Consider the following 26,852-nt stretch of genomic DNA (forward strand, 5'->3'; position numbering starts at 1 on the left):
GAAAGCTGCCGCACGGCTCGCATACTAGCGCTGGTTTGCGCACCTTGCATTGCGCGGGCGCAACGCCGAAAGGCCGGCCGGGCCGCTTTTGGGGGCATACGCCAGTCAAACCGCTATGTTAAGCGATGTGACCCGCAACGGTAAGCGCGCGTGCACGGCGGCGACCTGGAAGTGGCCTCCACGCCATCGCAGACGCGTTTTACCTTCCGCATACCGGCAGGCCGAACCTGGCGCAGGGGAGCCCGGGGTTGCGGCGGTCAGCGTCGCGTCGGGCCCGGCCCGGTCAGGGCTGGCTACCTTCGCTGGCCCGTGCCCTGGCATCGTCTTGCGTGAAGGATGGCGCCGCCGCGGCTGGCGGCGCGCTGGCCGGCACCTGCGCCGGCGCACTGGCCGGTGCCACATCGACGGCGCCTTGCTCAACGGCCGGGCTGCTCACGCCCGGCAACGCGGGCGGCACCGCCGATGCCGCCACGCTGGTGTCTGGCTCGGCAGCCGCCGCCGGCTCCGGTGCGGGGCGCGCGGCCCGCTTGGGCGCGGGCGGGGCTTCCGGCTTGGCCGCCGGCCCGAACCACCGCTGGTACCAGCCGCGTATCGTCCAGCCCAAGGCTTCAAAGAGGCCAGTCTCCTTTTGCTCCACGAAGCGGACGTTCGCATCGATCATGCGGGACCGGAGCGAACGCTGGAAAAAGTCACCCACCATCGGCAGCGCGCTGTGCGCGCCCTGGCCCCAGTAGTCGCTGCGCAGCGTCACCCGGCTGTCGTTGAACCCAACCCAGGCGCCGGCAACCAGTTGCGGATGCATCAGGATGAACCAGCCATCGGCGTTGTCCTGCGTGGTGCCGGTCTTGCCGGCGACGTCCGCGCGAATGCCGAAGCGCGTGCGAATGCTCGCGCCGGTGCCGCGGTCGATCACGCCGCGCATCACGCCGAGCAGCGTCTGCACGGTGGCAACCGGCAGTGCCTGCTCGGGTGACGCGGGACGGAACGTCTCCAGCACCTCGCCCTTGCGGTCTTCGATGCGCGATACCATCACCGGCTCCAGGTAGGCGCCCTGATTGGCGATGGTGCCGTAGGCGCTGACCATTTCCTTCAAGGTGACCGGGCTGGTGCCCAGCGCCAGCGAGGGCACGGGATCGAGCCGGCTTTGCCGCACGCCCATGGCGCGCGCCAGCTTGGCCACCTTGGCCGGGCCAACGCTCTGCATCAGTTGCGCGGTGATGGTGTTCTTGGAATACACCAGGCCATCGCGCAGGCTCATGGCGCGCCCGCTCGGGGGGCCATCGTCGGAGGGCCGCCAGACCTCGCCGCCGGCGAGCGGGATTTCCACAGCCTGGTCGACGAAGGTGTCGTCGGGCTTGGCACCTTGCTCGAACGCAGCGCCATACACGAACGGCTTGAACGTGGAACCCGGCTGGCGCTGCGCCTGCTGGACGTGGTCGAAGGCATCCAGGGTGAAGTCGCGACTGCCTACCCATGCCTTGATCTCGCCGGTGCGCGGGTCCAGCGCGAGGAAGCCGGCCTGGATGCGGGTCTTGGACTGGCGCAGCGCCTGCATGAAAGCGGTGTCCGCCAGCAGCTGCTTCATGGCCGCCTCGGGCGTCTGCCCCGCTTCCCTGGCCGCGCGGTACGCCGGCGTCTCGCGCACAAAGGCCTGTACCAGGTCCTTGTTGGCCGCCCAGCCGGAGCGCGGCGCCCACGCCGCGTCGGCAATCCCTTGCAGCTGGTTGCCCTGGCGCGCCACCGCCTGGTTGGCCAGCGCCTGCAGGCGTGAATCGATGGTGGTGCGCACCACCAGCCCGTCGGTGTAGATGTTGTAGTCGTTGCGGTCCGCCCAGGCGATCAGCCATTTGCGCAACTGCTGGGCGAAATGCGGCGCCGGACCGGGCGGCTCGGTCTGCCGCTCGAAGTCGATGCGCAGCGGGCGCTTCTTCAGCAACTCGTACTTCGCCGGCTCCAGCTTCTGGTACTTGACCATCTGCGCCAGCACGGTATTGCGCCGCTGCACGGCGCGCTCGGGGTTGATGACCGGGTTGTAGTAGCTGTTGCCCTTGAGCATGCCGATCAGCGTGGCGCTTTCCAGCACGTCCAGCCGGCCCGCGGATTTATCGAAGTAGGTACGTGCCGCCATCTCGATGCCGTAAGCGTTGTACAGGAACGGCACGGTGTTGAGATAGGTCTCGAGAATCTCGTCCTTGGTGTAGAGCGCCTCGATCTTCAGCGCCGTGATGGCTTCCTTGAGCTTGCGCGTGAGCGTAGGCGCGCGGCCAATCTCGTCGGGATAGAGATTGCGGGCCAGCTGCTGCGTGATGGTGGAGCCACCTTGCCGGTCGCCGGAGAAGGTATGCAGCGCGGCCGAGCCCATGCGGCGCCAGTCCAGGCCGAAGTGCTGGTAAAAGCGGTGATCCTCGGTGGCGATCAGCGCGGTCGTCACATTGGGCGAGATATCGGCCAGGCGGACCCATTCGCGGTTGGCCCACTTGAACACGGCCAGCGGCTTGCCATCGGCAGAGAGGATCTGCGCGGGCTGGTCGGACTTGGCCTTGCGGATATCGCTGATGCCCGGGGTGAACGGAATCAGCACCAGCACATAGAGCAGGAACAGCACCGGCACGGCGGCCACCGCCTTGGCCACGCCGCGGCGCGTGGGGCGCCGCAGGCGGGCAAGCCGCTCGGCGGCCAGGGTTTTGATCTGGGCCAGATTCATGAAGCAAGCAGCATGGGGCGGAGTCACATTCCGGCACGAAGAAAGGCCTGCATCCTACCAAAATCGCTTGCCGCACCCCGGCATATCGTCCCGCGCCTGGGAATCAAGGCCGGATCGGGCCCACTTCAGTCGAAGCGGTGCTCCTTCAGCACCAGGCTCTCGTCCAGGCGCTCGTACTTGGACGCGAAGCTGGCATCGAATCGCACCACGCGCTTGAGCTCCGGGGCATACCACGCCACCGCCGTGTAAGGCACGGAGGATGGTGCGCCATACGAGACGCCGTAGAACGGTCGCGCCACATAGCCCTTGTAGGCCAGGCGCAAGACGCGGAAGCTGCCGGCGGGCACCGTGATGGTGGACTCCCCGGTCACCTCGCCGGTGAGTTCCGTGCGCAAGTCGGTGCCGGCCTGCTTGTAACTGGTTTTCCATCGGGCGCCCGGCTTGACGTCTTCCGGCACCCAGCCGCGCGGCGGCGATGCGCCATCGAACTCGCCGCCGCTGGGCGTGCTGATCCGCTCGACGCGGCCGTCCAGCGTCTCGACACGGGCGCCCTGGTTGAACGTGATGCGCTCACCTTCGACGCGGTCGACACGGTAGACCACATCGCGCCGCTTGCGCGTCAGCTTGTCGACCAGCTCGTAGCGCCAGACCTCGCCAACACGGGGCGACTCGCCGCCAGCCGGGGCAGCGCCGGCCTCGTCCACCACCGGCGCTGCAGCCACTGGCGCAGGCGCGGACGAGCGATAGCTGGCCATCGCCGCCGCGCCGCGCGCCTTGATCTGAGCGATCCAGCTGGCGGGCAACGCCTTGAGCTTTTCGCCGGGCGCGCGCCGTGCCGACAGGATGCCCACGAGCCGGCCCGTCTCATCGAACAGGCCGCCACCGCTGGCCGCCGCCGGGAAATCAAGCGTGAGCTCGATGCGGTCCAGCTTGCCGTCCAAGCCCGCGCGCAACCCGGACACGCTGCCGTCCAGCACGACCACGCCCGTGGCCTCCGGGCTGGCTGCCGCAAGCACCTTCTGCCCGAACGACGGTGCCGCCGCCGCCGACACGCTGACGGCCGGCGCATTGAAGTTCGCCACCCGCAGCAGGCACAGGTCGCGATCCACGTCCGGCGCGTCCAGCGTGGCGTCGTAGCTCACGTTGTCGCGCCGCACGGCAATCGCGCGCGCACCGGCCAGCACGTGGCAAGCCGTGACCAGTTGTCCCGGGCCGATCACCACGGCGGAGCCCGACGCCAGCGGCGCATTGTTGGCGCCCATTGCCCGCACGGCATAGATGCTTGGCGTGAGCTTGGCGAGCAGCTGCGGGGCATCGAGCGCGCTGGCATTGGCGGCGGCGAGCGCCAGGAAGACTGGAGTAGCGATCAGGGCGAAGCGGCGCATCGGTTGCGGTGACGTTGTCATGAGCAGGAAGCCGGGAGGGGTTGCCTGTCCGCGTGGCGAGGCGGACCGGCTGCGCGCAAACGCGCGGCGGCGGTAGAAGGTATATCTGTTCTGGTGTGGCCGTATTCTGCAATGGCCGGACCGATAGGACAAGGGCGGCGGCGCCGCGCGAACGCGATTGCGGGCAAGCCGGCAATCCGCTAACATCTGCGCCATGACCCGCGCGCAAAACCCGTCGATTATTCGCACCGTCCCTGGGATGGTGGGTTAGCGCACGTGGACTGAGCACACAAAGCGACCCGCCCAACGAGGCGGGTTTTTTGTGCCCGCCTCCTTGGGGCCTGCAAACACCAAGGAGCCTGAAGATGCAGCCAGCCCGCCCCGCAGCAGCAGCACAAGCAGCAGCACCCGCCGTCCTCTATATGGTCTGCGGCAAGATCGGCTCCGGCAAATCGACACTGGCCAGGCAGCTCGCTGCCCGGCCAGCCGCCGTGCGGATCAGCGAGGACGACTGGCTGCCACGCCTGTATCCCGGCGAGATCCGGGAGGTCGCCGACTATGCCCGCTGTGCCGGAAGATTGCGTGACGCCATGGCCAGCCACATCGACGCGCTGCTGCTGGCGGGCATGTCGGTCGTGCTTGATTTCCCTGCCAACACGCCGGCCACCCGAACCTGGGCCAGGGCCATCTTCGAGCAGGCGGGCGTGGCGCATCAACTCCACTACCTCGACGTGCCTGACGCCGTGTGCAAGGCCCGCCTGCGCGCGCGCAACGCCAGCGGCACGCATCCGTTCGAGACGACTGATGCGCAGTTCGATGCCATCACGCGTTACTTCGTGGCGCCCTCGGCGGACGAGGGTTTCAACGTGATTCGGCATGTGCCATGCGAGGCCAGCGCGGCGACAACCTGACAGGCAAAGCCGGGGAGGCAGCGGAGCGCATGGCTCGGCTCGCTATCATGGCGAACACGCTCACCCGCTAATCGAAATCCGCCATGTCCCTGATGTTCGAGCTTGCATCCACCCTGCCGATCAGTGCCTGCCAGGCATGGCAGCGCGCGACCACGTCTGAAGGCATCAACGACGAGCTGTTTCCCTGGCTGCGCATGACGGCGCCGCCCGCCATGCGCGGCAAGGCGATCAGCGAGCTGCCGCTTGGCGAGCGGCTTGGCCGCAGCTGGCTACTGGCGTTCGGCGTGTTTCCCGTGGACGCGGACGACATCATGCTGGCGGAGGTAGGGCCGGGCTACCGCTTCAAGGAAACGTCGCGGATGCTGAGCATGCGCAGTTGGGTGCACGAACGAACGGTTCGAGACACCCCCGGCGGCTGCGAGGTGCGCGACCGGCTCACCTTTGCCTTGCGCGGACCCGCGGCCTGGCTGCCAGGCGGTGGCTGCGCGATGGCAGCCGTCGTGAAATGGCTGTTTCGCCACCGGCATCGGCGCCTGGCACGGTGGGCACGAAATGCCAGGCGAACCGAATCTCCCGCCTCGCCCGATAATTCAAAATATTTCAATGAATAATTGAGATTTCAGTCACCAACGCGATTGGCCGGCGCCTAGACTTGCTTCACCGGCCCAGCAATCAAGCAGATCCAGTGATCCACGCGATGCGAGCCAAATTCAAATATTTCCAATTTTTCGAGGCACCGCATCATGAACCCCAACGCTACCCAAATCGCTATCGTCTACCACAGCGGCTACGGCCACACCGCCAGGCAGGCACAGGCCGTTGCACGCGGCGCCGCCAGCGTCGATGGCGTGGAGAGCCTGTTGATCAGCGTCGACGACATCGACCAGCACTGGGACACGCTCGAAAACGTGGACGGCATCATCTTCGGCGCGCCCACCTACATGGGCAGCGCGTCGGCGCAGTTCAAAGGCTTTATGGACGCCACCTCGCGCAACGTGTTCGCCAAGGGCGGCAAATGGGCCAACAAGGTGGCGGCAGGCTTCACCAACTCGGCCTCGCGTTCGGGCGACAAGCTTGCCACGCTGCAGCAGATCGCAATCTTCTCCGCGCAACACGGCATGCACTGGGTCAACCTTGGCCTGCCCCCGGGCCACAACAACTCGAAGTCGACCGAGGATTCGCTCAATCGCCACGGCTTCTTCCTGGGTGCGGCAGCGCAGTCGAATGCGGACGAAAGCGCTGATGTGGTGCCGCCGCTGGCAGACCTGCGCACGGCCGAGCATCTGGGTGCGCGCGTGGCGGAAGTGGCGCAGCAACTGGCGGCTGGCCGCGCGGCATTGGCGTCGCTGAAGAAGGCCGCCTGAGGGCTTGCGCACCCATGCGCTCCATGTGATTGAAACGTTTCATAGCGTGCTACACTGCATGCCACAGGAAACGACGATATCCGTGGAGTGCCATGCAGAAAAAAGCCGCAGCGCAGCGCAAGCCGACCCTGAAGGACCTGGCCGAGCAAGCGGGCGTCTCGGTTGGCACCGCCTCCAACGTGATGGCGGGGCGAGGCGGCCCGTCCGCCGAGACCGTCACCCACGTGTTCGAGGTGGCGCGCAAGATCGGCTATGTCACCAACGCCGCGGCCCGCAGCCTGCGCTCGCGGCGCTCGCGCCTGGTGGCCTGCCTGGTGCCGGACATCACCAACCGCTTCTACGGCGTGATCGTGCGCGCGGCCGAACATGTGCTGCGCGAAGCCGGCTACACCTTGCTGCTGGTCGACACCCATAACGACACCGAACGCGAATGCGAGCTGCTGCTGGACGTGACCCGCGTCGGCGTTGACGGCGTGCTGTTCGCGCCCGGCTCCGAGAGCTCCGGAAAGCTGCAGCAGCAGATCGCGCAGGTGGATGTGCCGCTGGTGATCCTGGACCGCGATATCGCCCCGGATCGGCCCAGCGTCAAGGTGGACCACTTCAGCGGCGCGCTGAAGACCGCCAACTATCTGCTCGATCTTGGCCACCGCCGCATTGCCCTGCTCTTCCCCAGCTCGCACCTGCGCCCCGCGCGCGAGCGCTGGCACGCCTTCGAAACGGCTGCCGCCGCGCGCGGCATCGGCGATGCGCTGGAGCTTGTGCGCATCGACACCAGCTCGATGGACGTCGCCTTTTCGCAATGCCTGGCGCTGTTCCAGCAGGCCGCGCCGCCGACCGCCATCTTTGGGCTGGGCACCACCCTGCTCGCCGGCGCGCTCAAGGCGGCACGCCAGACCGGCAGGGACATTCCAGGCGACCTGTCGGTGGTGTGCGTGGGCGATACCGAACTGGCCCAGGTGCACACACCCGAGCTGACCACGCTCACCTGGAACCTGCAGGACCTGGGGCGCCATGCCGCCCGCCTGCTCCTTGCCGAGATGGAGCCCGGCATCGATCCGCAAGGCAGCCCTGGCGCAACCGGGCACCTGATGCTGACCTGCGATCTGATCCTGCGCGAGTCCTGCGCCGCCGTCGACACGGGGGCAGGCAGAAAACCGGCGCGAGGCCGAGCGAAGAGCCTCGCCAGCTAAGACTGCAGCGTTATCGCCAGACCCATCGCGCAAGCACCTGCCGGGCGGCGCAATGCCGCCCTTGCAGCATCCCCTCCCCAAGCTCATGCCCCTTGCAGCCGGTCGTTTACCCTTTATATGAAACGTTTCAATTCCATGCTATATTTTTCCCATCCCTCGTAGCGGGGACCATAAGAACGATCACCCAAAGATCACCATAAGATCACCACGGAGACAGCCATAGCATGCCGGACAGCAATCGCAAAGGAATGAGCCGGCTTGCCGGCAAGGCAGCCATCGTCGTAGGCGCGGGATCGATCGGCGCCGAGACCAGCAACGGCGCAGCGGCCGCCATCGTCTACGCCCGCGAAGGCGCGCGGGTGCTGTGCGTGGACCGCGACCTGGCGCTGGCCCGCAGGACCGCGAGCCAGATCGAGGATGCGGGCGGAAGCGCCAGCGCCTTCGAGGCCGACGTACGCGACGGCGCGCGGCTGGCGGCCATGGTGGAGGCTTGCCGCGAGCGCTTTGGGCGCATCGACGTGCTGCACAACAATGTGGGCATCGAGGAAATCGGCGAACTCGAGGACATCACGGAGCAATCCTGGGACCGGGTGTTCGACATCAACCTCAAAGGCGCCATGCTCGCCTGCCAGAAGGCAATGCCGCACATGATCGCGCAGGGCGGCGGCTCGATCATCAACATCTCGTCGATCGCCAGCCGCAAATGGGGCCCGATGCCCTTTCTCTCCTACAACGCATCGAAGGCCGCGCTCAACCACATGACGCGGATCCTCGCGCGCCGCTACGCCGCGGACCAGGTGCGCTGCAACGTGATCCTGCCCGGCCTGATCGATACGCCGCATGCGGCCCACCTGACCGATGGCGACGAAGCCGCCGTGCAGGCCGCGCGCGAGTTTCGCAACAGCCGCTGCCCCATGGGCCGGCAAGGCACGCCGTGGGATATCGCCTACGCGGCGTTGTTCCTTGCCTCCGATGAGTCGCGTTATGTGACGGGGCTGGAGATGGTGGTAGATGGCGGACTGGGGCTTTGACGGAAACAGACAGCGAATCAAAGGCCGCGCCGCGGCACATAACAATGAATCAGGAGACGCCCCATGCCCCGCCACCTAGCCGCCGCCACGCTCGTCGTCGCGCTTGCCGCGCCCGCAATCGCAGCGCAGGCCAGTGAATCCCCCGCCGACTATCCCTCCCACCCCATCCGCCTGTTGCTGCCGATCTCGGCCGGCTCCGGCGGCGACATCCTTGGCCGCGTGCTCGCGCAGCGCATGTCGGCCATCCTGAAGCAGCCCATCGTGGTGGAGAACAAGGGTGGCGCCTCCGGCATCATCGGCACGCAAGCGGTCGCGCGCGCGGCGCCCGACGGCTACACCTTCACGCTCGGCGGCGCCACCACGCATATGCTGAACGCCGCGGTCTACACCAAGCTGCCGTATGACCCGGTGAAGGACTTCACCGCCATCGGCCAGGTCGGCACGGCCGCCATCCTGCTGGTGGCCAGCAATAATTTTCCCGCGAACGACATCAAGGAGCTGGTGGCGTACACCAGGAGCCATCCCAACGAAGTGCAGTACGCCAGTTGGGGCTCCGGCTCCACGGGGCAATTCTGCGGCGAGGTGCTCAAGCAACTGGCCGGCGCCTCGATGACGCATATCCCCTACAAGACCGTGCCGCAGGTGCTCAACGACATCGTTGCCGGGCATATCAAGCTGGGCTATGTGGACATGACTTCGGGCACGCCCTTCGTCAAGTCCGGCAAGGTCAAGGCGATCGGCACCTGCACCTCGCGCTCGCCGAGCCTGCCCGGGGTGAAGAGCTATGTCGACGAAGGCATCGATTTTGACCGCGTATTCCGCTGGGGCCTGTATGTGCCCGCTGGCACGCCCAGGCCGATCGTACAGAAGCTGTCGGACGCCTTGAACCAGGCGCTGGCCACGCCGGAGATCAAGGCCCGCCTGCTGGAGATGGGCATCGCGGCCACGCCGATGAGCGGCGAGGAACTCGGCAAGCTGAATGCACGCGATATCCCGGCGTGGAAGGAAGTGGCAAAAAACGCCGGCGTGACGCAGGACTAAGCGCCTTATGCACGCGTCAATGCACGCTTCAATGCATCAATCACTCGACAAACCTGCAAACCCCAAAACCACAGAACCCAAATCACGGAGCCCTGAACATGGATAGTCTGTCTCTCGCCCGCATCCAGACCGTACGCGACCATATGGCCCTGGAGTGCACCCAGGAATGGGACGCCGTCATCGCCACCTTTGCCCATCCGCGCTACGAGATGCACGGAGGCGGCGCGGTCTTCGACGGCGAGCAAGCGGTGCGCGGCTACTTCGCGTCTTCGCGCACGCCCTTCCCCGACCAGGCCAACGAGATCATCAGCATCGCCGCGGCCGGCGACACGGTGCTGGTGGAGTTCTGGCTCACCGGCACCCACCTTGGGCCCTTGAAGGCGAACGGCACCGTCTACCCGCCCACGGGCCGCGCGTTTCGCGTGCGCATGGCCGCGTCGTTCGAGTTCGCGCCCGACAGCGACAAGATCGTTTGCGAGCGGCCGTACTTCGACCAGGGGGCAAAGCTGCGCTCGCTCGGGCTGGTCGCCGCCTAGCGCATGGCGCCTCAGGCCATGTTTCCCGCGCAGCAGCCACATCGGCGACGCTACTCGACTTCGCTGTCGCTGCCGTCGTTGCTATCGTTGCTATCGTTGCTTCCCAGCGCTTGCGCAGCGCGCTCGTGATCCATCGCGGCCTGGGCAAGCGCCGCCGCAACCGGCGGCGCGCTCTCCTTGCGCTCGCTGTACCGGTCCGTCAGGTAAGCGGAACGGTCACGCACGAGCAAGGTGAACTTGACCAGTTCCTCCATCACGTCGACCACGCGGTCATAGAACGCGGAAGGTGCCATGCGGCCATCCGTGTCGAATTCCTGGTAGGCCTTCGGCACGGATGACTGGTTCGGGATCGTCACCATGCGCATCCAGCGCCCGAGCACACGCAACGCATTGACGGCATTGAAGGACTGCGAGCCGCCGCAAACCTGCATGACGGCCAGCGTGCGGCCCTGCGTGGGACGAATGCCGCCAATCTCCAGCGGCAACCAGTCGATCTGGTTCTTGAACACCGCGGTCAGCGTGCCGTGCCGCTCGGGGCTGCACCAGACCTGGCCCTCCGACCATGCGGACAGCGCGCGCAGCTCGGCCACCTTCGGATGATCCGCCGGCACACTGTCCGTGATGGGAAGGCCATGCGGATCGAAGACCTTGGTTTGCGCGCCGAGGTGCCGAAGGATCCGCTCGGCTTCGAGCGTAAGCAGGCGGCTATAGGAGTTCGGGCGTAGCGAGCCGTAGAGCAGGAGAATGCGCGGCGCATGCGTTGAGACGCTGCGCGGCTCCAGCTTTTGCTCGGTGGGTATGTCCAGCAGCGGCAGCGCGACGTTACGCAACGCATCCGTCATCGGCCGACCCTCCGGCCGTCGGCATCGATCACGCGCTCGCCGTCTTCCTTGGCAAAGGCACCGCGCTGCGGCGATGGCAGGATGTCCAGCACCAGTTCGGATGGCCGGCACAGCCGCACGCCGAGCGGCGTCACCACAAACGGCCGGTTGATCAGGATCGGGTGCGCCTGCATGGCGTCGAGCAACTGGTCGTCAGTGAGCGCCGGATCGCCCAGGCCGAGTTCGGCGTAGGGTGTCCCCTTCTCACGAAGCGCTTCGCGTACCGTCAGCCCGGCACTGGCAATCATCGCCTTGAGCACCGCGCGCTCCGGCGGTTGCGCGAGGTACGCGATGACTTCGGGCTCGATCCCGGCGTTGCGAATCATCGCGAGCGTATTGCGCGACGTGCCGCAGTCGGGGTTGTGATAGATCTGGACGTGCATGCTTGACTACCTTGATGGATGCTTCTGGATGCCGGCTTCGTACCAGGGCTGCGAGCGGTTGACGATGCGCACCACCAGCAACATGACGGGTACCTCGATCAGCACGCCCACCACGGTAGCGAGCGCCGCGCCCGACTGGAAGCCAAACAGGCTGATGGCCGTGGCAACGGCCAGCTCGAAGAAATTGCTCGCGCCGATCAGGCTGGACGGGCCGGCCACGCAATGCGCGACGCCAAGCTTGCGATTGAGCAGATAGGCCAGCCCCGAGTTGAGGAACACCTGGATCAGGATCGGCACGGCCAGCATCGCGATCACCAGGGGTTGGTTGACGATGGCCTGCCCCTGGAAGCCGAACAGCAGCACCAGCGTGGCCAGCAGCGCGCAGATGGCGTAAGGGCCGAGCGCCGCCACCGCCCGCTGATACGCCGCGTCTCCTCGTGCGAGAAGCGCCCGGCGGATGACCTGCGCCACGGCCACGGGAACGATGATGTAGAGCGCGACGGAGGTGACCAGGGTGTCCCACGGCACCGCGATGGACGACAGGCCCAGCAGCAGCGCCACCACCGGCGCGAAGGCGACCACCATGATGGCATCGTTCAACGCGACCTGCGACAGCGTGAAATACGGATCGCCCTTGCAGAGCTGCGACCACACGAACACCATCGCCGTGCACGGCGCGTGCCGCCAGCAGGATCAACCCGGCGACGTAGCTGTCGAGCTGTCCGGCGGGCAGCCATCCGGCAAAGACGTGCCGCACGAACAGCCAGCCCAGCAGCGCCATCGAGAACGGCTTCACCAGCCAGTTCACGAACAGCGTCACGCCAATGCCACGCCAAACGCCGGCCACCTGGCCCATCGCCCCGAAATCGATCCGGATCAGCATCGGGATAATCATCACCCAGATCAGCGCGCCCACCGGCAGGTTGACCTGCGCCACCTCCATGCTGGCCACGGCGGCGAAAAAGCCGGGCATGGCCTGCCCCAGCACGATCCCCGCGACGATACACAACGCCACCCACAGCGTCAGGTAGCGCTCGAAAAAACCAATGGCCTGGGCGGGCGCATCCGCCACAGCGAGCCGCGCGGATTCAGCGTGCCGCATCGGAGGCCTCCGGCTTGGCGTCGCAGCACGCCGGCGCGGCGGGCACCTCGCATGGCGCCCCGCCACAGCAGTTCTCGGTCAGGAAGGCAACGAGGCCGCTCATGGCGGCGAAGTTGGCCGAATAGATCACGAAGCGGCCGTCCTGGCGGGAAGCCACCAGTTCCGCGTGGGACAGGTCCTTCAGGTGAAACGAGAGGCTGGAGGGCGAAATGCCGACCTGTTGGGCGATGTCGCCGGCGGCGATGCCCCTGGGGCCTGCCACCACCAGCGCGCGGAAGATGGCAAGACGGGATTCGTGGGCAAGGGCGCCAAGGGCGCGTACGACCAGGTTCGGGTTCATGCCCCGGATCATAACGCCATCATTTCAATATTTCAACAATCATTAAAATAATGCGGATAGGCACATTAGGCGGCCCGCGAGCCGCCCGGTGCCCGGCCAAAACAGCCTATGTCGCTTCAAGCACAGAGAGAATATTGCCGGCCGGGTCCTTGAACCAGGCGATGACGGGGCCGCCCTCGCTGCGGCAGATGCCCCGCTCGTCGGTCTTCAGCCCGGGCAGGTCGTAGGTCTCGAAGCGCACGCCGAGCTTGCCGAGTGCCTCCACGGCCTTGTCCACGCTCTTCACCGGGAAATTCAGCACCGTGAACGTCGCAGGCACGTGGTTCGGCTTGGGATAAAGCAGCACGTTGTTGCCGCCGGCGATATACAGGGTCAGCAAGCCCCCGCTCGCGGACACTTCCAGCCCCAGCGTACCGCCATAGAAATTCGTGGCCTTGGCGATGTCGTCGACGGAGAATCCGCTGAATGCATGACTGTCGCGCAACATGGCTTACTCCTTGAAATCACTTCCGCGCATGCGGAAACAAAACCGGCCCGCTCGCGCCGCAGCGGCCTACGGGCCAGTATTGTTCATCGCGGCGGGGGACTCAAGGCGGGCGAGGTAACAAAGCACGGCGCGCAATCCTGCCTGCGCTCACTTCGGGCTTGCCGGCTCCGCCGCCTCGGTGCGCTGGAGCGCACGGCTGCATTTGCGCAGAAGCCGCGCGGGCGATTGCTCCGCCTCAAGCGCCTTTGACGCGGAGATCAGCATTGCGGGCAAGGCAGGATCGCGTCTTGCCTCATCCATGGCCGCCTGATCGTCGGCACCCAGCTTGCCAAGCTCCGCCGACAAGGCTGCCTCGTAGCGCGGCGCGTTCGCGGGATCCAGCTTCGCGCAAGCCATCGGGAAGGCAACGATGGAGGCGTACATCGCCACCTTGAATTCCGGCGGCAACGGGCCGCACGGCGCATCGGGCGGGCACGGCGTGGTGGAAAAACTGCTCGCGGAAAACAATGCGAGGATCAATGCGTTGACGGTCTTTATATGCATGGTGGTGTTCGCGCCCGTGACGGGTACCGCCTCAGGCCGCCGCGTCCGCCCCACCCCTGACCGGCAGCCAGATTTCCACGGTGCCCGTTCCCGCCACCGGATCGAAGTCCACGCTGTAGCGCTCAAACTCAGGCGCATGCCCGGCCTGGAACCCGGACGCGGGCAGCCATTGATGCCAGATGCGGTGAAACGTCTCATGCAGCGTCGAGACATCGCCTGCATGCACGAATACGGCGTAGCGCTGCGGCTCGACCTTGATGCAGCGAAACGATGACGGCAGTCCGTCCGGGCTGCTCACTTCCACGCCAGCCACATACTCGAAGCTGCCATCGTCCCTGGGATTGCAGCACAGGCCGTAGGTCAAACCGCCCACCTGGCCAGGGACTTCGCCAATGGAGGGGCCGAACGCTTCCCAAAGCGCGGGGATGCCGCCGTTCGTTTCCAGCGTGAAGCGCCCGCCGAGGCCCGCTATCCAGAATGTGCGGCCGGCTTCAAAACGTGGGGTGGGCAGAGCGGTGGAGTTCGGTTCTTGCATGCGTTGGGGCTCGGAGAAACAGCAGTCCATGGGAGATGTGCGGCGTGCGCGGCGCCAAGCATAGCGCAAACGCCGCCGGCACTTGATACGCCTATTCGAACCTCGTACCATGCCTCGGTTAGCGAAATATAGCGATGTATATAACGCGGGTCAAAACAGGCGCCCTGCCCACCTAAGGAGAGAGTTCCGTGAATGAAGCGCTGCCCGCCAGAACTGGCGACGAGAGCAAGGTGCGGCAATACCAGTCCGATGCACTGACGATTTCTGGGCTGGCGCAAACGCTCAGCCTGGACGCGGCAGCCCTGGCGGGATGCGCTGATGTGGTGGGCGGGCCGGCAACCATCCAATGCTATTCGGGGCGCCATGTCCGCGAAGTGCGGCACTGGCGCGGCGTGCGCGTGACGCAGTTGCTTGACCTCGCCGGCATGCAGGCGCTGCCCATCGGGCGGCGCAAGCAGAGCGTGGTCGCCGTGGTCGCGAAAGACGGCTACCGATGCCTGTTCACCTGGCACGAGCTGTACAACACGGCCGTGGGCAGCGGCGTGATCCTGGTGGTGGAAAAGGACGGCATGGCATTCGATCCCGACCTTGGCGGCCTGCACCTGGTGTCATTGCGCGACCTCAAGCTTGGCCCGCGCCAGGCGCTGGCGGTCAGTGGCATCGAGGTCCGGCAGTGGCCGGATTAGGGCTCAGGACTTGGGCCGCAAGCTCAAGGCTTGGCCAGCAGCTTGATCAGGCCGTTGATCTCGGCCTCGCAGGCCTTGGCCGCGCGTAGCTCCGCGGCGCGGTAGAGCCGGATCGCTTCCTCGCCCACCGGCGTGAGCACGGTGCCGCCGCCCTGCGCGCCGCCATGCTCGGAATCCACTGCCGGCCTGGCCATCGAGCGGTTGATTTCGTTGAGCAGATCCCAGGCCCGCTTGTAGGACATGTCGAGGTGTTTCGCCGCGGCGGAAATGGAGCCGCATTCGCGGATCGCTTCCAACAGCGCGATCTTGCCGGGGCCAATGGCGATGGTATCGCCCAGCATCACGCGCATGCGAAACAGCGCCTGCGGCGTATCCGGGCTGACCGAGGTTCGGGAGCGAGCAAGTTTGACCATGGCGGCATGGTACCCCGGCGGGATCCCCAGCGGAATATGCGCGCTTTGCAATAGCGCTAGCGCCTATGCGGGTAGCACCATACGATCCGCAAAGCGTTACAAGTGTTCGCGGCGCCTGCCGCCCAATAGGCACCATTGCGCGGCAGGCTTATGCGCGCGCAGCCAGCAAGACGCTGGAGGCCTTGAAGATGGCGACGGCCGCGCCACCTTGCACCAGTCCGAGGCTGGTCACGCTGTCATTGGTGATGATGGCCACGATCTCGCCGCCCTGCGCCAGGCCGATGGAAACCTCCGCATTCACCGCCCCGATCTTGATGCCCGATACCGTGCCGGCAAGCTGGTTGCGCGCGGAGAGCAGGATGTCCGGGTCGGGCACACCCACGATCACGGACGATGCCTTGATCAGCGCAACGGCTTCCTTGCCGACAGCCAGTCCGAGACGCTTCGTGCTCTCGGCGGTGATGGTCGCCACGATCCGCACGCCGCCGGCAATCTCCAGCTCGATTTCGTCGTTCACCGCGCCTTTGTGGACTGCGCTGACCTTGCCGCTCAATTGGTTTCTTGCGCTGGTATTCATCTTGTCCTCGCCTCGTCATGTCCGCGGCCATCGCCCGGCCGCATGGGTCCCGGCCTGTGGCGCCCGGGTGGCTGATCGGCAGATCATAGCGCGTTCACATCCCTTCGCCATGCCGTCCTTCCTGATAACCACTCTGGCTCAGGCCCGGACGTAGACCCACGCCTGAACGCCCGATTTCAGCGTCACCGCGACGCGCTTGTAGTCCGAGACTTCATAGGCATCGGCGGATGCCAATTCCTGCGCGGTGATCTCGAAGACCATGCCGGCCACCTCATCGTTGGGATCCGGGCTGGGCTGGACAATCGGATGATGCGTCTTTCCGCTGGTAGCAACCACGGCAGGGTCATCGATGGCGACCATCGATTGCGAGTAGCCGGGGATGGCGTCATGGCGACCAGCCAGTTCGCGGCCGAAGTTGGCGATCTGCACCGCCTTGTCTTGCAGCGTCCCGTAGGAAAAAAGCAGTACAGCCGTATCTTTCGCATCCACCATCATTGCCGCTCCTTTTGATCTGCCTGTCTGGCGCTGCAATTCTAGGGCATACCCGGTGGTTGCCGGCAGCGCGGCCTTGGTGCCTTGGTGCCTTACGCGCCTGCGCCGCCGCACACCCGTTATATTCAATGATATATTTCGCTGACCAAACGGGAATCCCGACGTTGCCCCTCCTCGAGGCATGGCAACGCGCCACCCTGTCCGTCTTCTCCCACGCGAGGTCCGCATGCACACGCCACCGTTTCGCCTTGCTCGCGCCAATGGCATTGGGGCCGCGCTTGGCCACGAGCAGCCACCGGCCTCCGGTTGCCGCTCGCCAGCCGAACCGCAGGGCCGCGCAGTCCGGCGGCGCACGCGCCTTGCCGAACTGGACTCGCACCTGCACTGCTCGGTGATCGGCACCTGCATGACCACCAGCGAGCTGCGCAAGCTGGTACCGCGCTTCACCACGCTGGACCGGCAACGCGCCACCGACCTCGAAATCCACCACGAAGCGGTCAAGCTTTCCAGCGCGGGCGGCGAGGGTTGCAAGGCGTTCCAGAAAGCGCTCGATGAGCGCTACGCGAGCACATTGAAGCGTTTCGGCGCAGCCAAGGATGCGGATGCCGTGCGCAAGCTCTGGGACGACGCCGTCAGCAGCGGCGACATCCCGCCGGCTTACTGGGCGGTGATGACGCACCCTGAAGCCAGCACCGCGGTTCGCCAGGCGGCGTTTGGCGAGGTGCACATGCTGTCGCACCTGGTGGGTGCGGCGAATCGCGCCGACATCCGCCGGCTGATCGCGCTGGAAGAAGAAAACGCCACGCTGCGGGACAAGCTCGAGCGCCAGCAGGAGCGCCTGCAGACGTTGAGCACACGGCATGAAATGGCGATCCGCCAGATGAGCGATCAGCTCAGCCAGCTGAACGTGCGCGCGGACCGGCAAGCGGGGCCGCGCGACACGGATACGGATACGGCATTGCAGATGCTGCGAGAGAGCTTGGCGGCACGCGACGCGGAACTCGCACTGCAGGCAAGCCGCCGCGAAGCCGCGGAGCAACGCGCCATGCGCGAACACGAGCAGATGCAAGCGGTGCGCGCGCAGCTTGACGACGCACTGGCCCAGCTGAAGATCAGCCGCGCCGAATCCGAAGCCATGGAACGCGCCGTGCTCCCCGCCGCGGCACAAGGGGAGGAGCGCCACGCCGGGCTGCGCCAGCTACAGGGAAAACGCATTGTCTATGTCGGCGGACGCCCTGGCTCCAACCACACCCTGAAATCGCTGGTGGAATCCACCGGCGGCCAGCTCGTGCTGCACGACGGCGGCATCGAGGACAGGAAGGGCCTGCTGGCGGCAACCGTGGCCCGCGCGGACATGGTGGTGTTTCCCGTCGACTGCATCGACCATGACTCCATGAGCATGCTCAAGCGCGTCTGCGAGCGCCATCAGGTGGCCTACTATCCCTTGCGAACCGCCAGCGTGGCCAGCTTTGTCGAGCTGACCACGCGCGTCAGCACAACGGCGTGGCAAGAAGCCGGCGCCATGGTATCGGCTTCGGGGGGCTGACAAACCTGGAGCTTTAGCCGAAGCCGCCGAACGGGCAAACGCCGCGCGCCATGACGACGGATGTCTCTCCCTCGCCCCTCAGGGGGAGAGGGCCGGGGAGAGGGGTGGCTTAGCTAGGAGCCACTTGAAGCGAAGCCTTTGGTGTTTTCCAGCACGCAGGCGTAACGAGCGCTCACCCGCTCCCCCACGCGGGAGCGGGAAGCACGGCAAGGCAGATCCGGCTTTGTCGGCAAGTATCAGGGCTTGGTGCCACCCAACCCGCCAAGCAGTCCGCCGAGCAGGCCACCCGTGCCCGCGTTGCCACCGCCCGCCGCGCCAGTTGCACCAGTGGCGCCTGTCAGCACGTTGGTGACCGGAGCCAATGCACTGGTCAGCGAGCCAGGCAAGGCACCAGGCAGCGCGCCGCCGCCACTGCCCGTGGCATGCGTCACTGTGCCGAGGGTGTTGTTGAGCAGGCTGGTCACTGGCGCGAGCAGGCCCGACGCCGGCGTATTGCCCGGTGCCAGGCCACCCGTCAGCCCGCCAAGCAGGTTCGTGACCGGAGCCAGCGGGTTATTGCCAGTGCCAGTGCCACCCGTGGGGGCGTTGACCAGTCCGCCCAGCGCGGAGACCGTATTGCCGGTGGACGTCACGATGCCCCCCAGGCCGGATACCACCGGCGCGTTGGTCTGCGTGACCGTAGTGCCAACGGTGCCCACCGTACCGCCAACCGTGCGCAGCAAATTGTCGACGACGGAACCCAGCCCGGTCGCTGCGCCCAGGGTCTGCGTGGCGCCGGTCAGCGTGGAGGTCAGCGGCACGATCGCCTGGCCTAGCGTGCCAGTGATCTGTGTCACCGGATTGGTGATGGCCTGTGGTCCCGCGCCACCCACGATCTGGCCAACCTGGCTGACGATGGATCCCACAGGCGTGGTGACGGCAGCCAGCGGGCCGGTGCCCACCGCGCCGACGGCACTGCCCACGCCGCTGATTGCCATGCCGAGCTGATTCAGTGCCGAGGGGCCAGTCGCGCCGGTGAGCCCCGTGCCGCCGGTGGCGCCCGTGGACCCCGCAGGCCCGGTAGCGCCAGTGGCGCCCGAGGGGCCGTTGGCACCCGTCGTGCCAGTTGCCCCTGTGGCTCCCGTAGCGCCGCCCGCTCCGTTCGTGCCAGTGGCGCCGGTGGCGCCTGTAGCTCCCGCTGCGCCCACCGATCCGTTGGTCCCCGTGGCGCCGGTAGCCCCGGCATCGCCCTTGGCACCTGCGCTACCGGCCGCCCCCGTGACACCGGCATTGCCAGCCGCTCCCGTATTGCCCGTCGGGCCTGTGGCGCCTGTCTTGCCCATGGCGCCGTCGGATCCGTTGGCACAGCCGCCAAGCAGCACCAACGCGCCCAATGTGATACCAACGAAATATTGCTGATTGCGCACGGTCAGACCTCTCTGGTTATTGCGTTGAATCGTCAAATAGTGGCCTGGAGCAATAGTTATGCCCGAGATGAAAGGCGCTTTTTCCCGCGCCGTTCGCGACCGTGCCCATAGCCCTGGAACCCGCTTGTGGATTGGCTTTACGGGAAATGGATGAAGCCGGGATCGTGCGTTTGAAGCGCGCCCTGCGCGTGGCCGTTCCGTTACGCGTTACGTAACGCCCCCCGGCTCCACCGTCAATCAAACAGAAGAAATGGGCGCCTGGCACGCGCGCGCCAAACCCGGGGTTTATCCGGATCGGCAACTGCCAAGCGGCGACAGTCTTGCGCCGGCACGCTGCAGATAATCGCTCCAGGCAACGGACTGCGGCATCGGCCGCAGTGTTCCGCAGATTGCCCGCCACGGAGCTTTCAGCATGACCACACCCCTCTCCCCCGATCTCAAGGCGCGCCGCGAGCGCCTGGTGCTTGACCACTTCGCCGATGAAACCCGGCAGGATTTCGACGCCGTGCTCGCCACCTTCCCGCACCCGCACTACGAGCTGATTCCCAGTGGCGAAGTGCATGACGGCATCGACACCGTGCGCCAGTACTACATCGACAGCCGCCTGGCCTTCCCCGACCAGCGCCACGAGATCATCCAGTTGCGCCACACGGACGATGCCGTGATCGTGGAGTTCTGGCTGCTGGGCACGCACCGTGGCCCGTTGCGCGGCTTGCCGCCGACGGGCAATGCGTTTCGCTGCCGCATGATCGCGCTGTTCATCTTCGAGGGCGAGCGCCTGGTTTGCGAGCGCGTGTATTTCGACACGCTGACGATGCTGCGCCAGTTGCTTGCCGGCACGCCGCCGGACATGCTGCCCCAGCTGATCGGCAGCCTGCTGGGCCAGCCAGAAGCGCGCCAGGCCGAAGCCGCATAAAAAGAAAAACAAGAACCACAGGAGACAACCCATGAAACGCGAACCCGATCCGACAGGCCTGCTGCCGATCTCCGACTTTGACGGCGCCCGCAGCGCCAGCGCGCCACAGGACCGCCTGCGCGCGCTGCGCCGCGGCGCAGCGCGCTTCCGCGAGCAGTTCCTGGAAGCACCGCCGGTCCGGTTCGCGCGCAGCTTCAACCTGCTGCGGGTTCCCTACCCCGCCTGGTATGCCTTTAACGGCGTGTACTCGCAGCAGATGCTCAAGCCGCACCTGATCCACCTGCTGTCGCGCATGGCGCTGATCCAGTACGAGGACTTCGCGGGGTGCCTGCGCACGCTGCTGTTCACCCCCGCGGACTTCGAGGCCGGCGCCGAGACGCCCTACTTCAAACGCATGAGCGCGCAGACGCCGCGGTTCCTGCACAGCACCATCGCCCCCGTCTACGGCACGGTGCTGCAAGCACTGGCACGCTGCGGCGTGGCGCCCGAGCAGATCGACTACATCACCTACGATCACCTGCACACGCAGGACGTGCGCCGCTGGCTCGGCAGCGGCGCGAGCCGCGGATTGCTGCCCAACGCGAGGCTTCTGGTGCACCGGCAGGAACTGGCCAGCGTGCACGGCCTGCTGCCGGTGCAGGCCGACTGGTACTGCCCCAATGGCCTCGCGGACGTGCCGCGGGAGCGCATCGTCGCTTTCGACGGCAGCGTGCACCTGGGCCACGGCCTGGCGCTGGTGCACACGCCGGGGCACACCGAAGGCAATCACTCGCTGGTCTATCGCACGCCCGACGGCATCCGCGTGAGTAGCGAGAACGGTGTCAGCGCGGACAGCTGGTCGCCGGAGCACTCGCGCCACAACGGCATCCGGCGCTTTGCGCGCGCCACCGGCGCCGAGGTGATCCTGAATGGCAATACGCAGGAGGGCAGCAACGACCAGTACCTGTCCATGGTGCTGGAGAAAACCATCGCGGGCGCCTCCGAAGCGCATCCGTTTTGCAACGTCGTGCCGTCGTCCGAGTGCACGCCGTACTGGCTGTTCCCAGGCGCGCCATCCAGCCACTTGTGGGGCGAGACCGAGTTCGGCCACCCGACCAGCACGCGGGCAGACCGGGGGCCCGCGCAATGAACACCGCCACCCTCACCAAGCCCGCCGGCACGGCCGCCGCCGATCCGGCCAGCGACGCCGAACTGTTCCGCAAGATCACATGGCGGCTGCTGCCGCTGCTATGCGTGTGCTATGTCTTCAATTACCTGGACCGGACCAACGTTGGCTATGCGCAGCTGCAGATGCGCGAGGACCTCGGCTTTGGCGATGCCGTCTTTGGCCTGGGCGCGAGCATCTTCTTTCTCGGCTATGCGCTGTTCGAGGTGCCCAGCAACCTGATGCTGGCAAAGATCGGCGTGCGGGCCACGCTGCTGCGCATCATGGGGCTGTGGGGACTGGCGTGCGCGGCCATGATCTTCGTGAGCACGCCCACACAGTTCTATGCGTTGCGGTTCCTGATCGGGGTGCTGGAGGCCGGGTTCGCGCCGGGGGTGCTGTTCTACTTCACGCTCTGGTACCCGTCGCGCCGCCGGGCACAGGTGACGGCGCTGTTTTTCATGGCTTATGGCGCCGCGCCAATCGTGGCCGGGCCGCTGGCGGGCCTGGTGATGACGTTCCTCAATGGCGCGTGGTCCTTGCAGGGATGGCAGTGGCTGTTCCTGCTGGAGGGGATACCGAGCGCGCTGCTGGGCATCCTGGCCTTCTTCATCCTGTCGGACGGCCCTGCGCAGGCACGGTGGCTCAGCGCCCCTGAGCGGCAACGCGTCGCCCGGCTGCTGGAGGAGGACCAGGCCGCCAACGGCATCCGCGCGACCCACGGCTTTGGCGCCGCGATGCGCGACCGGCGCGTGTGGATGCTCGGCCTGATCTCGTTTCTCGCCATCCTGGGCATCTATGCTTTGTCGTTCTGGCAGCCCACGCTGTTGAAGATGATGGGGCTGAGCGTGCTGCAAGTGGGGTTTTACGCGGTGGTGCCGGCGGTCACCGGGATTGTGGCGTCCATCGTCGTGGGGCGCCATTCAGACCGCACGGGGGAGCGGCGCTGGCATTTTGCCGTGGCGGCGCTGGTTGGCGCGCTGGGCTTGTCGCTCACCACGCTGTTCATGCACAACCCGCTGGCGGCGGTGCTGTGCCTGGCGCTGTCGTCGGCGGGCATCTCCAGCGCCTTCACGATTCTCTGGTCCGTGCCGGGCAGCATCCTCGCGGACCGGGGCGCGGCTGCCGGCATCGCCATGATCAGCACGATCGGCAGTAGCGCGGGCCTGGTGGCGCCGGTCATGGTGGGCACCATCAAGGCGGCCACCGGCGGCTTCACGGATAGCCTGTACATCCTCAGCGCGGCCCTGGTGCTGGCCGCGCTGCTCTTCGTGCTGGCGTTTCCCATGCGCATGGCTGCGCTTGAAACCCGCCCCGCGCGTTAAGCGTTCCCGCGGCGAGCATCCAGGCTGAAGCGGCCTGCACCGTAGACCACGATCTGCAGCAGGCCGCCGGCCATCGCAATGTTCTTGAAGAAGTGGATGAACTGGTTCTGGTCCGCCAGGTTGGCATGGAAGGCCAGCGCGGTCGCCACGCTAAAGACAGCCAGGATGGCAGCCACCAGGCGGGTGCGGTATCCCAACACCAAGGCGATGCCGCCCACCACTTCCACGACGATGGCAATGGCCAGCGCCACCTGCGGCAGCGGCAGGCCGACCGACTGAATGTAGCCGATCATGGCGGCCGGCGCGGCCAGCTTGGACGCGCCGGAGAGTAAGAAGATGGCGCTGATCAGAACACGGCCCAGCACTGCCACGCCGGCTGCGGCGGGTGTGTCGGCACGGGAGTTGGCCTGGGAGTTGGCCTGGGCGTTGAGTTGGGCGGCTTGGGACATGGTGGTTCTCCATTTGATACGGCCGCACGGTCATGGCAGGCCGGTTGAGTCAGGGGATCAGGGTTCGGGTTCAGGTTCGGGTTCAGGGTCTGAATCGGGTACTGCAACCGATGGGCCTAAATGTAGGCGGATTTTTACGTCCGCGAAACTGGGATAATATGGATCGAAACGTTCGATAAAATCGATAAGATGCCAAATCCCGGTACGCCCACGCTGGATCAACTGAAGGTGTTCCTGACCGTGGTGGACGTCGGCAGCTTTGCCGGCGCGGCCCGCAAGCTCAGCCGGGCGACCTCGGTCATCAGCTATACGATCGCCAACCTGGAGAATCAGCTCGGCGTGGCGCTGTTCGACCGCAAGACCACCAAAAAACCGCAACTGACCGAGGCGGGCCGCACCGTGCTGGCCGAGGCGCGCACAGTCACCATGGGCATCGACGGGCTGCGCGCGAAGGTCAAGGGCTTGCTGCAAGGCCTGGAGGCCGAGGTCCACCTGACGCTGGACGTGATGCTGCCGGCATCCCGGGTGGTGGACGCGCTGAAGGCCTTTCGAGAGACATTTCCCACGGTAGCGCTGCACCTGCACATGGAGGCACTTGGCGCCGTGACGCAGATGGTGCTGGACCGCGCCGCCACCATTGGCGTTAGCGGGCCGCTCAGCTCGGGCGTAGCGGGAATCGAGCGCATCCGGATCGGCAATGTGATGCTATGGCCGGTTGCGGCGCCGGGCCATCCGCTGGCCAGCGGCAACCCGAATCCACCGGGCGCCGCGCGCCATCATGTGCAACTGGTGCTGTCGGACCGCTCGGCGTTGACGCGCGGCATGGATTTCGCGGTGGTCAGCACGCATACCTGGCGGCTGGCCGATCTTGGCGCCAAGCACATGCTGCTGCGAGAAGGCATAGGCTGGGGCAATATGCCGATGCCCATGGTGCAGGAAGACCTAGACGCGGGCCGTCTGGTGCTGCTCGACCTGCCCGACAATCACGGCAACTTCTACCCCTTCGATGCGATCTACCGGACCGACACGCCACCCGGCCCCGCTGCCGCATGGCTGATCGAACGCTTCTCCGGCCAGGCAGCGGGCTGAACCTGCCCGCCGCTAGCGGGCATTGCCGGCAGCGACGCTGGACACCGGCAACTCAAAGCTGAACACCGTACCGCTGCCGGCGCGCTCCACCAGCCGGATCTGGCTGTGATGCAGCTGCAGCATGCGCTGCACGATCAGCAGCCCCAGCCCGCCGCCGCGATGCGCGCCGCCGGCGCTGAACGGCCGCTGGAACAGGCTCTCGCGCAGTTCCGCCGGAATGCCGGGGCCGGTATCGCTGACGGTGACCGCCACCTTGCCGTCGCGCAGGGCGAGATCGACATCGATGGCGCCTTCGGCGGGTGTATGGCGGATCGCGTTGTCCAGCAGGTTGGTCAGCACGCGCTCGATCATGCCGAGATCGGCCGTGACGGCGGGCAGGCGCTGCGGGATGCCGGCGCGCAGCCGCACATGGCGCGCCTCGGCCGGCAGCTCGAACTTCTGGAACACGTCCTGCACCAGGTCCACCAGCGAAAAATCCTCCAGCGCCGGCTGCACAATGCCGTGCTCCAGCCGCGCCAACTCAAAGAGCGATTGCGCCAGCCGCCCCACCTTGACGCTTTGCGCCAGCGCGATGGCCAGGTAGCGCTGGCGCTCGGCCTCGCTAAGCGTATCGGCCTTGAGCGACAGCGTTTCCAGGTAGCCGTGCAGCGAGGTCAGCGGCGTGCGCAGGTCATGGGAAATATTGGCAACCAGCTCGCGCCGCTCCTGGTCCTGCTTGGTCAGCGCGCGCCATTGCTCGGCGATGCGGTCCGCCATTTGCGCGAAGGCCGCTTCCAGCGCGACGATTTCATCGCGCGCATTGCCGCACGGCGAGCGCGGCACGCGCGGCTGCGTCTCGGGCGCACCATCGGCATCAAACCGCCGCATCGCCTCGGTCAGGCGGCGCAGCGGCCGCGTGATGAGGCCAAACGCCATCAACCCGGCCAGCAATCCCAGCAGCGCCACCAGCCCCATCGACCACAGCGTGGTGCGCAGCACCGAGTTGGCGGAGGCGCGCGCCGCCAGTTCGTCATGCGCCTCGCCCAGCAGCACCACGTAGATGTAGCCGGCGGGCTCGGCACCGCCCACGCGCAGCGGCGCGGCGCTGAACACCTTGCGCCCGCCCGCGCTGCGCGGATCGTCCCCAAGGATAGGCAGCGGCTCGCCGGCCAGCAGGCGCTGCACCGGCTTGAGGTCTACCTGCTGGCGCTGCAGGTGCCCGGCCGGCGCATCGTGCCCCTGGATCCGGCCCTGGCTGTCCAGCAGGTACACCTCCACGCTCGGGTTCACCACCATCAACTGGCCGAACAGGCGGCGCAACGCATCCGGCTTGAGCCCGTTGGCGTCCATCAGCGACGCATTGCGCGCAATATGGCCGGCCAGCCCGCGCGACAGGTCCTGGATGACCTCCTTCTCGCGCATGTCGTTGGAGCGGACCTGCAGCCACGCGGAGGCGCCGCAGCAGGCCAGCAGCAGCACGGAAAACACCAGGGACAGCCGCTGCGTCAGGGTCAGGCGGCGGCTCAGGTTCAGTCCAAGGTCAAGGCTCACGGCGCGCCTCCTTGGGCTCCCGCCGCGAGCTTGTAGCCATGCCCCCATACGGTCAGGATGCGGCTGGGCTGTGCCGGGTCGGCCTCAATCTTGGTGCGCAGCCGGTTGATATGGGTGTTGACGGTATGTTCGTAGCCCTCGTGCTGATAGCCCCAGACGGCGTTGAGCAGGTCCATGCGGGAGAAGACCTTGCCGGGATGCCTGGCGAAGAAATACAGCAGGTCGAACTCGCGCGGGGTGAGCTCGATGCGCCGGCCGTCCACGCTGGCCTCGCGCGTGAGCGGATCGATCGACAGGCCGCCCAGCTCCAGGCTGCCCGCATCGATCCGCAAGTCCTTGGCCATCGCATCCACGCGGCGCAGCAGCGCCTTCACGCGGGCCACCAGCTCGAGCACCGAGAACGGCTTGGCCAGGTAGTCGTCGGCGCCAAGTTCCAGGCCAAGGATGCGGTGGACTTCGCTTGCGCGCGCGCTGGTGATGATGATCGGCGTGTAGCGCGTCATGGCGCGGGCGCGCCGGCAGATCTCCAGCCCGTCCACGCCGGGCAGCATCAGGTCGAGGATCAGCGCGTCCCAGTTGCCCTGCGCCAGCAGCCGCAGGCCTTCGTTGCCGTCGGCGCTGTGCACGACTTCATAGCGCTCGTCGCGCAGGTGCAGGCTCAGTACGTTGGCGATGTCGACGTCGTCTTCGACGATCAGGATGCGCTTGGGGTGATCCATGTTCAGCCTAGAGGCGCGAGCCGGCTCGCGCGTGACAGGGGGGCACAGGAAAAGCGCCGGCCTGGCTATTGTGCAAAATTTTGAGGCGGCGAGTTATCACATTTAATTTAACCTTTGGTGAGGACTC

28 protein-coding genes and 1 pseudogene are annotated in these 26,852 nt (G+C 66.5%); 13 read left to right on the forward strand and 16 right to left on the reverse strand.

Annotated features, from left to right (window positions below; translation table 11 throughout):
* Window positions 1-283: 283 nt before the first annotated feature.
* Together AC1RQK_RS07195 and AC1RQK_RS07200 are read right to left on the reverse strand one after the other, a co-directional pair.
* On the reverse strand, window positions 284-2,704 hold the full coding sequence (locus AC1RQK_RS07195) for a penicillin-binding protein 1A (RefSeq protein WP_492370486.1): 2,421 nt from the start codon (window positions 2,702-2,704) through the stop codon (window positions 284-286).
* A 125-nt stretch (window positions 2,705-2,829) separates the two neighbouring features.
* Window positions 2,830-4,110 (reverse strand): S1 family peptidase, encoded by a 1,281-nt coding sequence (locus AC1RQK_RS07200; protein WP_492808236.1) that lies wholly within the window; start codon window positions 4,108-4,110, stop codon window positions 2,830-2,832.
* A gap of 344 nt (window positions 4,111-4,454) precedes the next feature.
* Between AC1RQK_RS07200 and AC1RQK_RS07205 the strand changes: the two genes are divergently transcribed.
* The 7 genes from AC1RQK_RS07205 to AC1RQK_RS07235 all read left to right on the forward strand — a co-directional run bounded on the left by AC1RQK_RS07205 (window position 4,455) and on the right by AC1RQK_RS07235 (window position 10,162).
* A complete protein-coding gene (locus AC1RQK_RS07205; protein WP_492808237.1) occupies window positions 4,455-5,000 on the forward strand; it encodes a P-loop nucleotide/nucleoside kinase family protein in 546 nt (181 codons plus the stop codon).
* An 83-nt stretch (window positions 5,001-5,083) separates the two neighbouring features.
* Window positions 5,084-5,611, forward strand: coding sequence for an Rv1443c family protein (locus tag AC1RQK_RS07210; protein WP_492370489.1), 528 nt, complete (start codon window positions 5,084-5,086; stop codon window positions 5,609-5,611).
* 132 nt (window positions 5,612-5,743) lie between these two features.
* Window positions 5,744-6,364 carry a flavodoxin family protein gene (locus AC1RQK_RS07215; RefSeq protein WP_441636324.1) on the forward strand — a complete coding sequence of 207 codons (621 nt, stop codon included), beginning with the start codon at window positions 5,744-5,746 and terminating at the stop codon, window positions 6,362-6,364.
* Between the two features lie 92 nt (window positions 6,365-6,456).
* Entirely contained in the window at window positions 6,457-7,554 is a 1,098-nt protein-coding gene (locus AC1RQK_RS07220) for a LacI family DNA-binding transcriptional regulator (RefSeq protein WP_492808240.1), read from the forward strand.
* 224 nt (window positions 7,555-7,778) lie between these two features.
* On the forward strand, window positions 7,779-8,585 hold the full coding sequence (locus AC1RQK_RS07225; RefSeq protein WP_492808242.1) for an SDR family NAD(P)-dependent oxidoreductase: 807 nt from the start codon (window positions 7,779-7,781) through the stop codon (window positions 8,583-8,585).
* A 63-nt stretch (window positions 8,586-8,648) separates the two neighbouring features.
* Window positions 8,649-9,626 carry a Bug family tripartite tricarboxylate transporter substrate binding protein gene (locus tag AC1RQK_RS07230; RefSeq protein WP_492808243.1) on the forward strand — a complete coding sequence of 326 codons (978 nt, stop codon included), beginning with the start codon at window positions 8,649-8,651 and terminating at the stop codon, window positions 9,624-9,626.
* Window positions 9,627-9,724: 98 nt separating this feature from the next.
* The gene (locus tag AC1RQK_RS07235) at window positions 9,725-10,162 is read left to right on the forward strand and encodes an ester cyclase (RefSeq protein WP_492370493.1); all 438 of its coding nucleotides are present in this window, start codon (window positions 9,725-9,727) and stop codon (window positions 10,160-10,162) included.
* 50 nt (window positions 10,163-10,212) lie between these two features.
* On the opposite strand, the gene arsH is transcribed toward AC1RQK_RS07235, so the two are convergent.
* The 7 genes and pseudogenes from arsH to AC1RQK_RS07270 form a co-directional block, all read right to left on the reverse strand.
* Window positions 10,213-11,004: an arsenical resistance protein ArsH gene (gene arsH / locus AC1RQK_RS07240; protein WP_492808246.1), complete on the reverse strand. Its 792-nt coding sequence runs from the start codon at window positions 11,002-11,004 to the stop codon at window positions 10,213-10,215.
* Window positions 11,001-11,426, reverse strand: coding sequence for an arsenate reductase (glutaredoxin) (gene arsC, locus AC1RQK_RS07245; protein ID WP_492370495.1), 426 nt, complete (start codon window positions 11,424-11,426; stop codon window positions 11,001-11,003). The genes arsH and arsC overlap by 4 nt, the downstream gene beginning before the upstream one ends.
* Before the next feature lie 6 nt (window positions 11,427-11,432).
* Window positions 11,433-12,528: pseudogene (gene arsB, locus AC1RQK_RS07250) on the reverse strand (ACR3 family arsenite efflux transporter).
* Entirely contained in the window at window positions 12,515-12,868 is a 354-nt protein-coding gene (locus AC1RQK_RS07255; RefSeq protein WP_492370497.1) for an ArsR/SmtB family transcription factor, read from the reverse strand. Before AC1RQK_RS07255 ends, arsB begins: the two are co-directional and overlap by 14 nt.
* A 106-nt stretch (window positions 12,869-12,974) precedes the next feature.
* On the reverse strand, window positions 12,975-13,355 hold the full coding sequence (locus AC1RQK_RS07260) for a VOC family protein (protein ID WP_416051034.1): 381 nt from the start codon (window positions 13,353-13,355) through the stop codon (window positions 12,975-12,977).
* A gap of 147 nt (window positions 13,356-13,502) precedes the next feature.
* Window positions 13,503-13,898: a hypothetical protein gene (locus AC1RQK_RS07265; protein ID WP_492370498.1), complete on the reverse strand. Its 396-nt coding sequence runs from the start codon at window positions 13,896-13,898 to the stop codon at window positions 13,503-13,505.
* A 31-nt stretch (window positions 13,899-13,929) separates the two neighbouring features.
* Entirely contained in the window at window positions 13,930-14,433 is a 504-nt protein-coding gene (locus tag AC1RQK_RS07270; protein ID WP_492370499.1) for a GyrI-like domain-containing protein, read from the reverse strand.
* Window positions 14,434-14,621: 188 nt separating this feature from the next.
* On the opposite strand from AC1RQK_RS07270, the gene AC1RQK_RS07275 reads away from it, so the two are divergent.
* Complete coding sequence (locus AC1RQK_RS07275; RefSeq protein ID WP_492808250.1) at window positions 14,622-15,119, forward strand: hypothetical protein; 498 nt, start codon at window positions 14,622-14,624, stop codon at window positions 15,117-15,119.
* A 23-nt stretch (window positions 15,120-15,142) separates the two neighbouring features.
* On the opposite strand, the gene AC1RQK_RS07280 is transcribed toward AC1RQK_RS07275, so the two are convergent.
* The 3 genes from AC1RQK_RS07280 to AC1RQK_RS07290 all read right to left on the reverse strand — a co-directional run bounded on the left by AC1RQK_RS07280 (window position 15,143) and on the right by AC1RQK_RS07290 (window position 16,604).
* Complete coding sequence (locus tag AC1RQK_RS07280; RefSeq protein ID WP_492808417.1) at window positions 15,143-15,469, reverse strand: winged helix-turn-helix domain-containing protein; 327 nt, start codon at window positions 15,467-15,469, stop codon at window positions 15,143-15,145.
* 211 nt (window positions 15,470-15,680) lie between these two features.
* Window positions 15,681-16,109, reverse strand: a complete 429-nt coding sequence (locus AC1RQK_RS07285; protein ID WP_492370501.1) for a TOBE domain-containing protein — start codon at window positions 16,107-16,109, stop codon at window positions 15,681-15,683.
* 138 nt (window positions 16,110-16,247) lie between these two features.
* A complete protein-coding gene (locus AC1RQK_RS07290; RefSeq protein ID WP_459374363.1) occupies window positions 16,248-16,604 on the reverse strand; it encodes a gamma-glutamylcyclotransferase family protein in 357 nt (118 codons plus the stop codon).
* A gap of 223 nt (window positions 16,605-16,827) precedes the next feature.
* Here AC1RQK_RS07290 and AC1RQK_RS07295 point away from each other — a divergent pair, with 223 nt between their 5' ends.
* Complete coding sequence (locus AC1RQK_RS07295) at window positions 16,828-18,147, forward strand: DUF2325 domain-containing protein (RefSeq protein WP_492370502.1); 1,320 nt, start codon at window positions 16,828-16,830, stop codon at window positions 18,145-18,147.
* Window positions 18,148-18,383: 236 nt separating this feature from the next.
* Here AC1RQK_RS07295 and AC1RQK_RS07300 read toward each other — a convergent pair whose 3' ends face one another.
* Window positions 18,384-19,553: a collagen-like triple helix repeat-containing protein gene (locus AC1RQK_RS07300; RefSeq protein WP_492808252.1), complete on the reverse strand. Its 1,170-nt coding sequence runs from the start codon at window positions 19,551-19,553 to the stop codon at window positions 18,384-18,386.
* A 412-nt stretch (window positions 19,554-19,965) separates the two neighbouring features.
* Between AC1RQK_RS07300 and AC1RQK_RS07305 the strand changes: the two genes are divergently transcribed.
* From AC1RQK_RS07305 to AC1RQK_RS07315, 3 genes are read left to right on the forward strand one after another with little or no spacing between them, the layout of a single operon-like run.
* Entirely contained in the window at window positions 19,966-20,469 is a 504-nt protein-coding gene (locus tag AC1RQK_RS07305) for an ester cyclase (protein WP_492808254.1), read from the forward strand.
* A gap of 31 nt (window positions 20,470-20,500) precedes the next feature.
* Window positions 20,501-21,598 carry an MBL fold metallo-hydrolase gene (locus tag AC1RQK_RS07310; RefSeq protein WP_492808256.1) on the forward strand — a complete coding sequence of 366 codons (1,098 nt, stop codon included), beginning with the start codon at window positions 20,501-20,503 and terminating at the stop codon, window positions 21,596-21,598.
* On the forward strand, window positions 21,595-22,938 hold the full coding sequence (locus AC1RQK_RS07315; protein WP_492808258.1) for an MFS transporter: 1,344 nt from the start codon (window positions 21,595-21,597) through the stop codon (window positions 22,936-22,938). Before AC1RQK_RS07310 ends, AC1RQK_RS07315 begins: the two co-directional genes overlap by 4 nt.
* Here the strand turns inward: AC1RQK_RS07315 and AC1RQK_RS07320 are convergent.
* On the reverse strand, window positions 22,935-23,387 hold the full coding sequence (locus tag AC1RQK_RS07320; protein WP_492370507.1) for a DoxX family protein: 453 nt from the start codon (window positions 23,385-23,387) through the stop codon (window positions 22,935-22,937). The genes AC1RQK_RS07315 and AC1RQK_RS07320 overlap by 4 nt on opposite strands.
* A gap of 189 nt (window positions 23,388-23,576) precedes the next feature.
* On the opposite strand from AC1RQK_RS07320, the gene AC1RQK_RS07325 reads away from it, so the two are divergent.
* Window positions 23,577-24,476, forward strand: coding sequence for a LysR family transcriptional regulator (locus AC1RQK_RS07325; RefSeq protein WP_492808260.1), 900 nt, complete (start codon window positions 23,577-23,579; stop codon window positions 24,474-24,476).
* 12 nt (window positions 24,477-24,488) lie between these two features.
* Here the strand turns inward: AC1RQK_RS07325 and AC1RQK_RS07330 are convergent, their stop codons facing one another.
* Together AC1RQK_RS07330 and AC1RQK_RS07335 are read right to left on the reverse strand one after the other, a co-directional pair.
* Window positions 24,489-26,006 carry a sensor histidine kinase gene (locus AC1RQK_RS07330; RefSeq protein WP_492370509.1) on the reverse strand — a complete coding sequence of 506 codons (1,518 nt, stop codon included), beginning with the start codon at window positions 26,004-26,006 and terminating at the stop codon, window positions 24,489-24,491.
* Entirely contained in the window at window positions 26,003-26,725 is a 723-nt protein-coding gene (locus tag AC1RQK_RS07335; protein ID WP_492370597.1) for a response regulator transcription factor, read from the reverse strand. Before AC1RQK_RS07335 ends, AC1RQK_RS07330 begins: the two co-directional genes overlap by 4 nt.
* Between the last annotated feature and the right edge of the window lie 127 nt (window positions 26,726-26,852).

The organism is Cupriavidus sp. GW822-FHT02D05 (assembly GCF_058802485.1).

Excerpts from the sequence above, each read along its gene's own strand:
- AC1RQK_RS07195 (WP_492370486.1), bottom strand. The coding sequence starts at position 2,704 with ATGAATCTGGCCCAGATCAAAACCCTGGCCGCCGAGCGGCTTGCCCGC.
- AC1RQK_RS07200 (WP_492808236.1), bottom strand. The coding sequence starts at position 4,110 with ATGACAACGTCACCGCAACCGATGCGCCGCTTCGCCCTGATCGCTACT.
- AC1RQK_RS07205 (WP_492808237.1), top strand. The coding sequence starts at position 4,455 with ATGCAGCCAGCCCGCCCCGCAGCAGCAGCACAAGCAGCAGCACCCGCC.
- AC1RQK_RS07210 (WP_492370489.1), top strand. The coding sequence starts at position 5,084 with ATGTCCCTGATGTTCGAGCTTGCATCCACCCTGCCGATCAGTGCCTGC.
- AC1RQK_RS07215 (WP_441636324.1), top strand. The coding sequence starts at position 5,744 with ATGAACCCCAACGCTACCCAAATCGCTATCGTCTACCACAGCGGCTAC.
- AC1RQK_RS07220 (WP_492808240.1), top strand. The coding sequence starts at position 6,457 with ATGCAGAAAAAAGCCGCAGCGCAGCGCAAGCCGACCCTGAAGGACCTG.
- AC1RQK_RS07225 (WP_492808242.1), top strand. The coding sequence starts at position 7,779 with ATGCCGGACAGCAATCGCAAAGGAATGAGCCGGCTTGCCGGCAAGGCA.
- AC1RQK_RS07230 (WP_492808243.1), top strand. The coding sequence starts at position 8,649 with ATGCCCCGCCACCTAGCCGCCGCCACGCTCGTCGTCGCGCTTGCCGCG.
- AC1RQK_RS07235 (WP_492370493.1), top strand. The coding sequence starts at position 9,725 with ATGGATAGTCTGTCTCTCGCCCGCATCCAGACCGTACGCGACCATATG.
- arsH (WP_492808246.1), bottom strand. The coding sequence starts at position 11,004 with ATGACGGATGCGTTGCGTAACGTCGCGCTGCCGCTGCTGGACATACCC.
- arsC (WP_492370495.1), bottom strand. The coding sequence starts at position 11,426 with ATGCACGTCCAGATCTATCACAACCCCGACTGCGGCACGTCGCGCAAT.
- AC1RQK_RS07255 (WP_492370497.1), bottom strand. The coding sequence starts at position 12,868 with ATGAACCCGAACCTGGTCGTACGCGCCCTTGGCGCCCTTGCCCACGAA.
- AC1RQK_RS07260 (WP_416051034.1), bottom strand. The coding sequence starts at position 13,355 with ATGTTGCGCGACAGTCATGCATTCAGCGGATTCTCCGTCGACGACATC.
- AC1RQK_RS07265 (WP_492370498.1), bottom strand. The coding sequence starts at position 13,898 with ATGCATATAAAGACCGTCAACGCATTGATCCTCGCATTGTTTTCCGCG.
- AC1RQK_RS07270 (WP_492370499.1), bottom strand. The coding sequence starts at position 14,433 with ATGCAAGAACCGAACTCCACCGCTCTGCCCACCCCACGTTTTGAAGCC.
- AC1RQK_RS07280 (WP_492808417.1), bottom strand. The coding sequence starts at position 15,469 with ATGCGCGTGATGCTGGGCGATACCATCGCCATTGGCCCCGGCAAGATC.
- AC1RQK_RS07285 (WP_492370501.1), bottom strand. The coding sequence starts at position 16,109 with ATGAATACCAGCGCAAGAAACCAATTGAGCGGCAAGGTCAGCGCAGTC.
- AC1RQK_RS07290 (WP_459374363.1), bottom strand. The coding sequence starts at position 16,604 with ATGATGGTGGATGCGAAAGATACGGCTGTACTGCTTTTTTCCTACGGG.
- AC1RQK_RS07295 (WP_492370502.1), top strand. The coding sequence starts at position 16,828 with ATGCACACGCCACCGTTTCGCCTTGCTCGCGCCAATGGCATTGGGGCC.
- AC1RQK_RS07305 (WP_492808254.1), top strand. The coding sequence starts at position 19,966 with ATGACCACACCCCTCTCCCCCGATCTCAAGGCGCGCCGCGAGCGCCTG.
- AC1RQK_RS07310 (WP_492808256.1), top strand. The coding sequence starts at position 20,501 with ATGAAACGCGAACCCGATCCGACAGGCCTGCTGCCGATCTCCGACTTT.
- AC1RQK_RS07315 (WP_492808258.1), top strand. The coding sequence starts at position 21,595 with ATGAACACCGCCACCCTCACCAAGCCCGCCGGCACGGCCGCCGCCGAT.
- AC1RQK_RS07320 (WP_492370507.1), bottom strand. The coding sequence starts at position 23,387 with ATGTCCCAAGCCGCCCAACTCAACGCCCAGGCCAACTCCCAGGCCAAC.
- AC1RQK_RS07325 (WP_492808260.1), top strand. The coding sequence starts at position 23,577 with ATGCCAAATCCCGGTACGCCCACGCTGGATCAACTGAAGGTGTTCCTG.
- AC1RQK_RS07335 (WP_492370597.1), bottom strand. The coding sequence starts at position 26,725 with ATGGATCACCCCAAGCGCATCCTGATCGTCGAAGACGACGTCGACATC.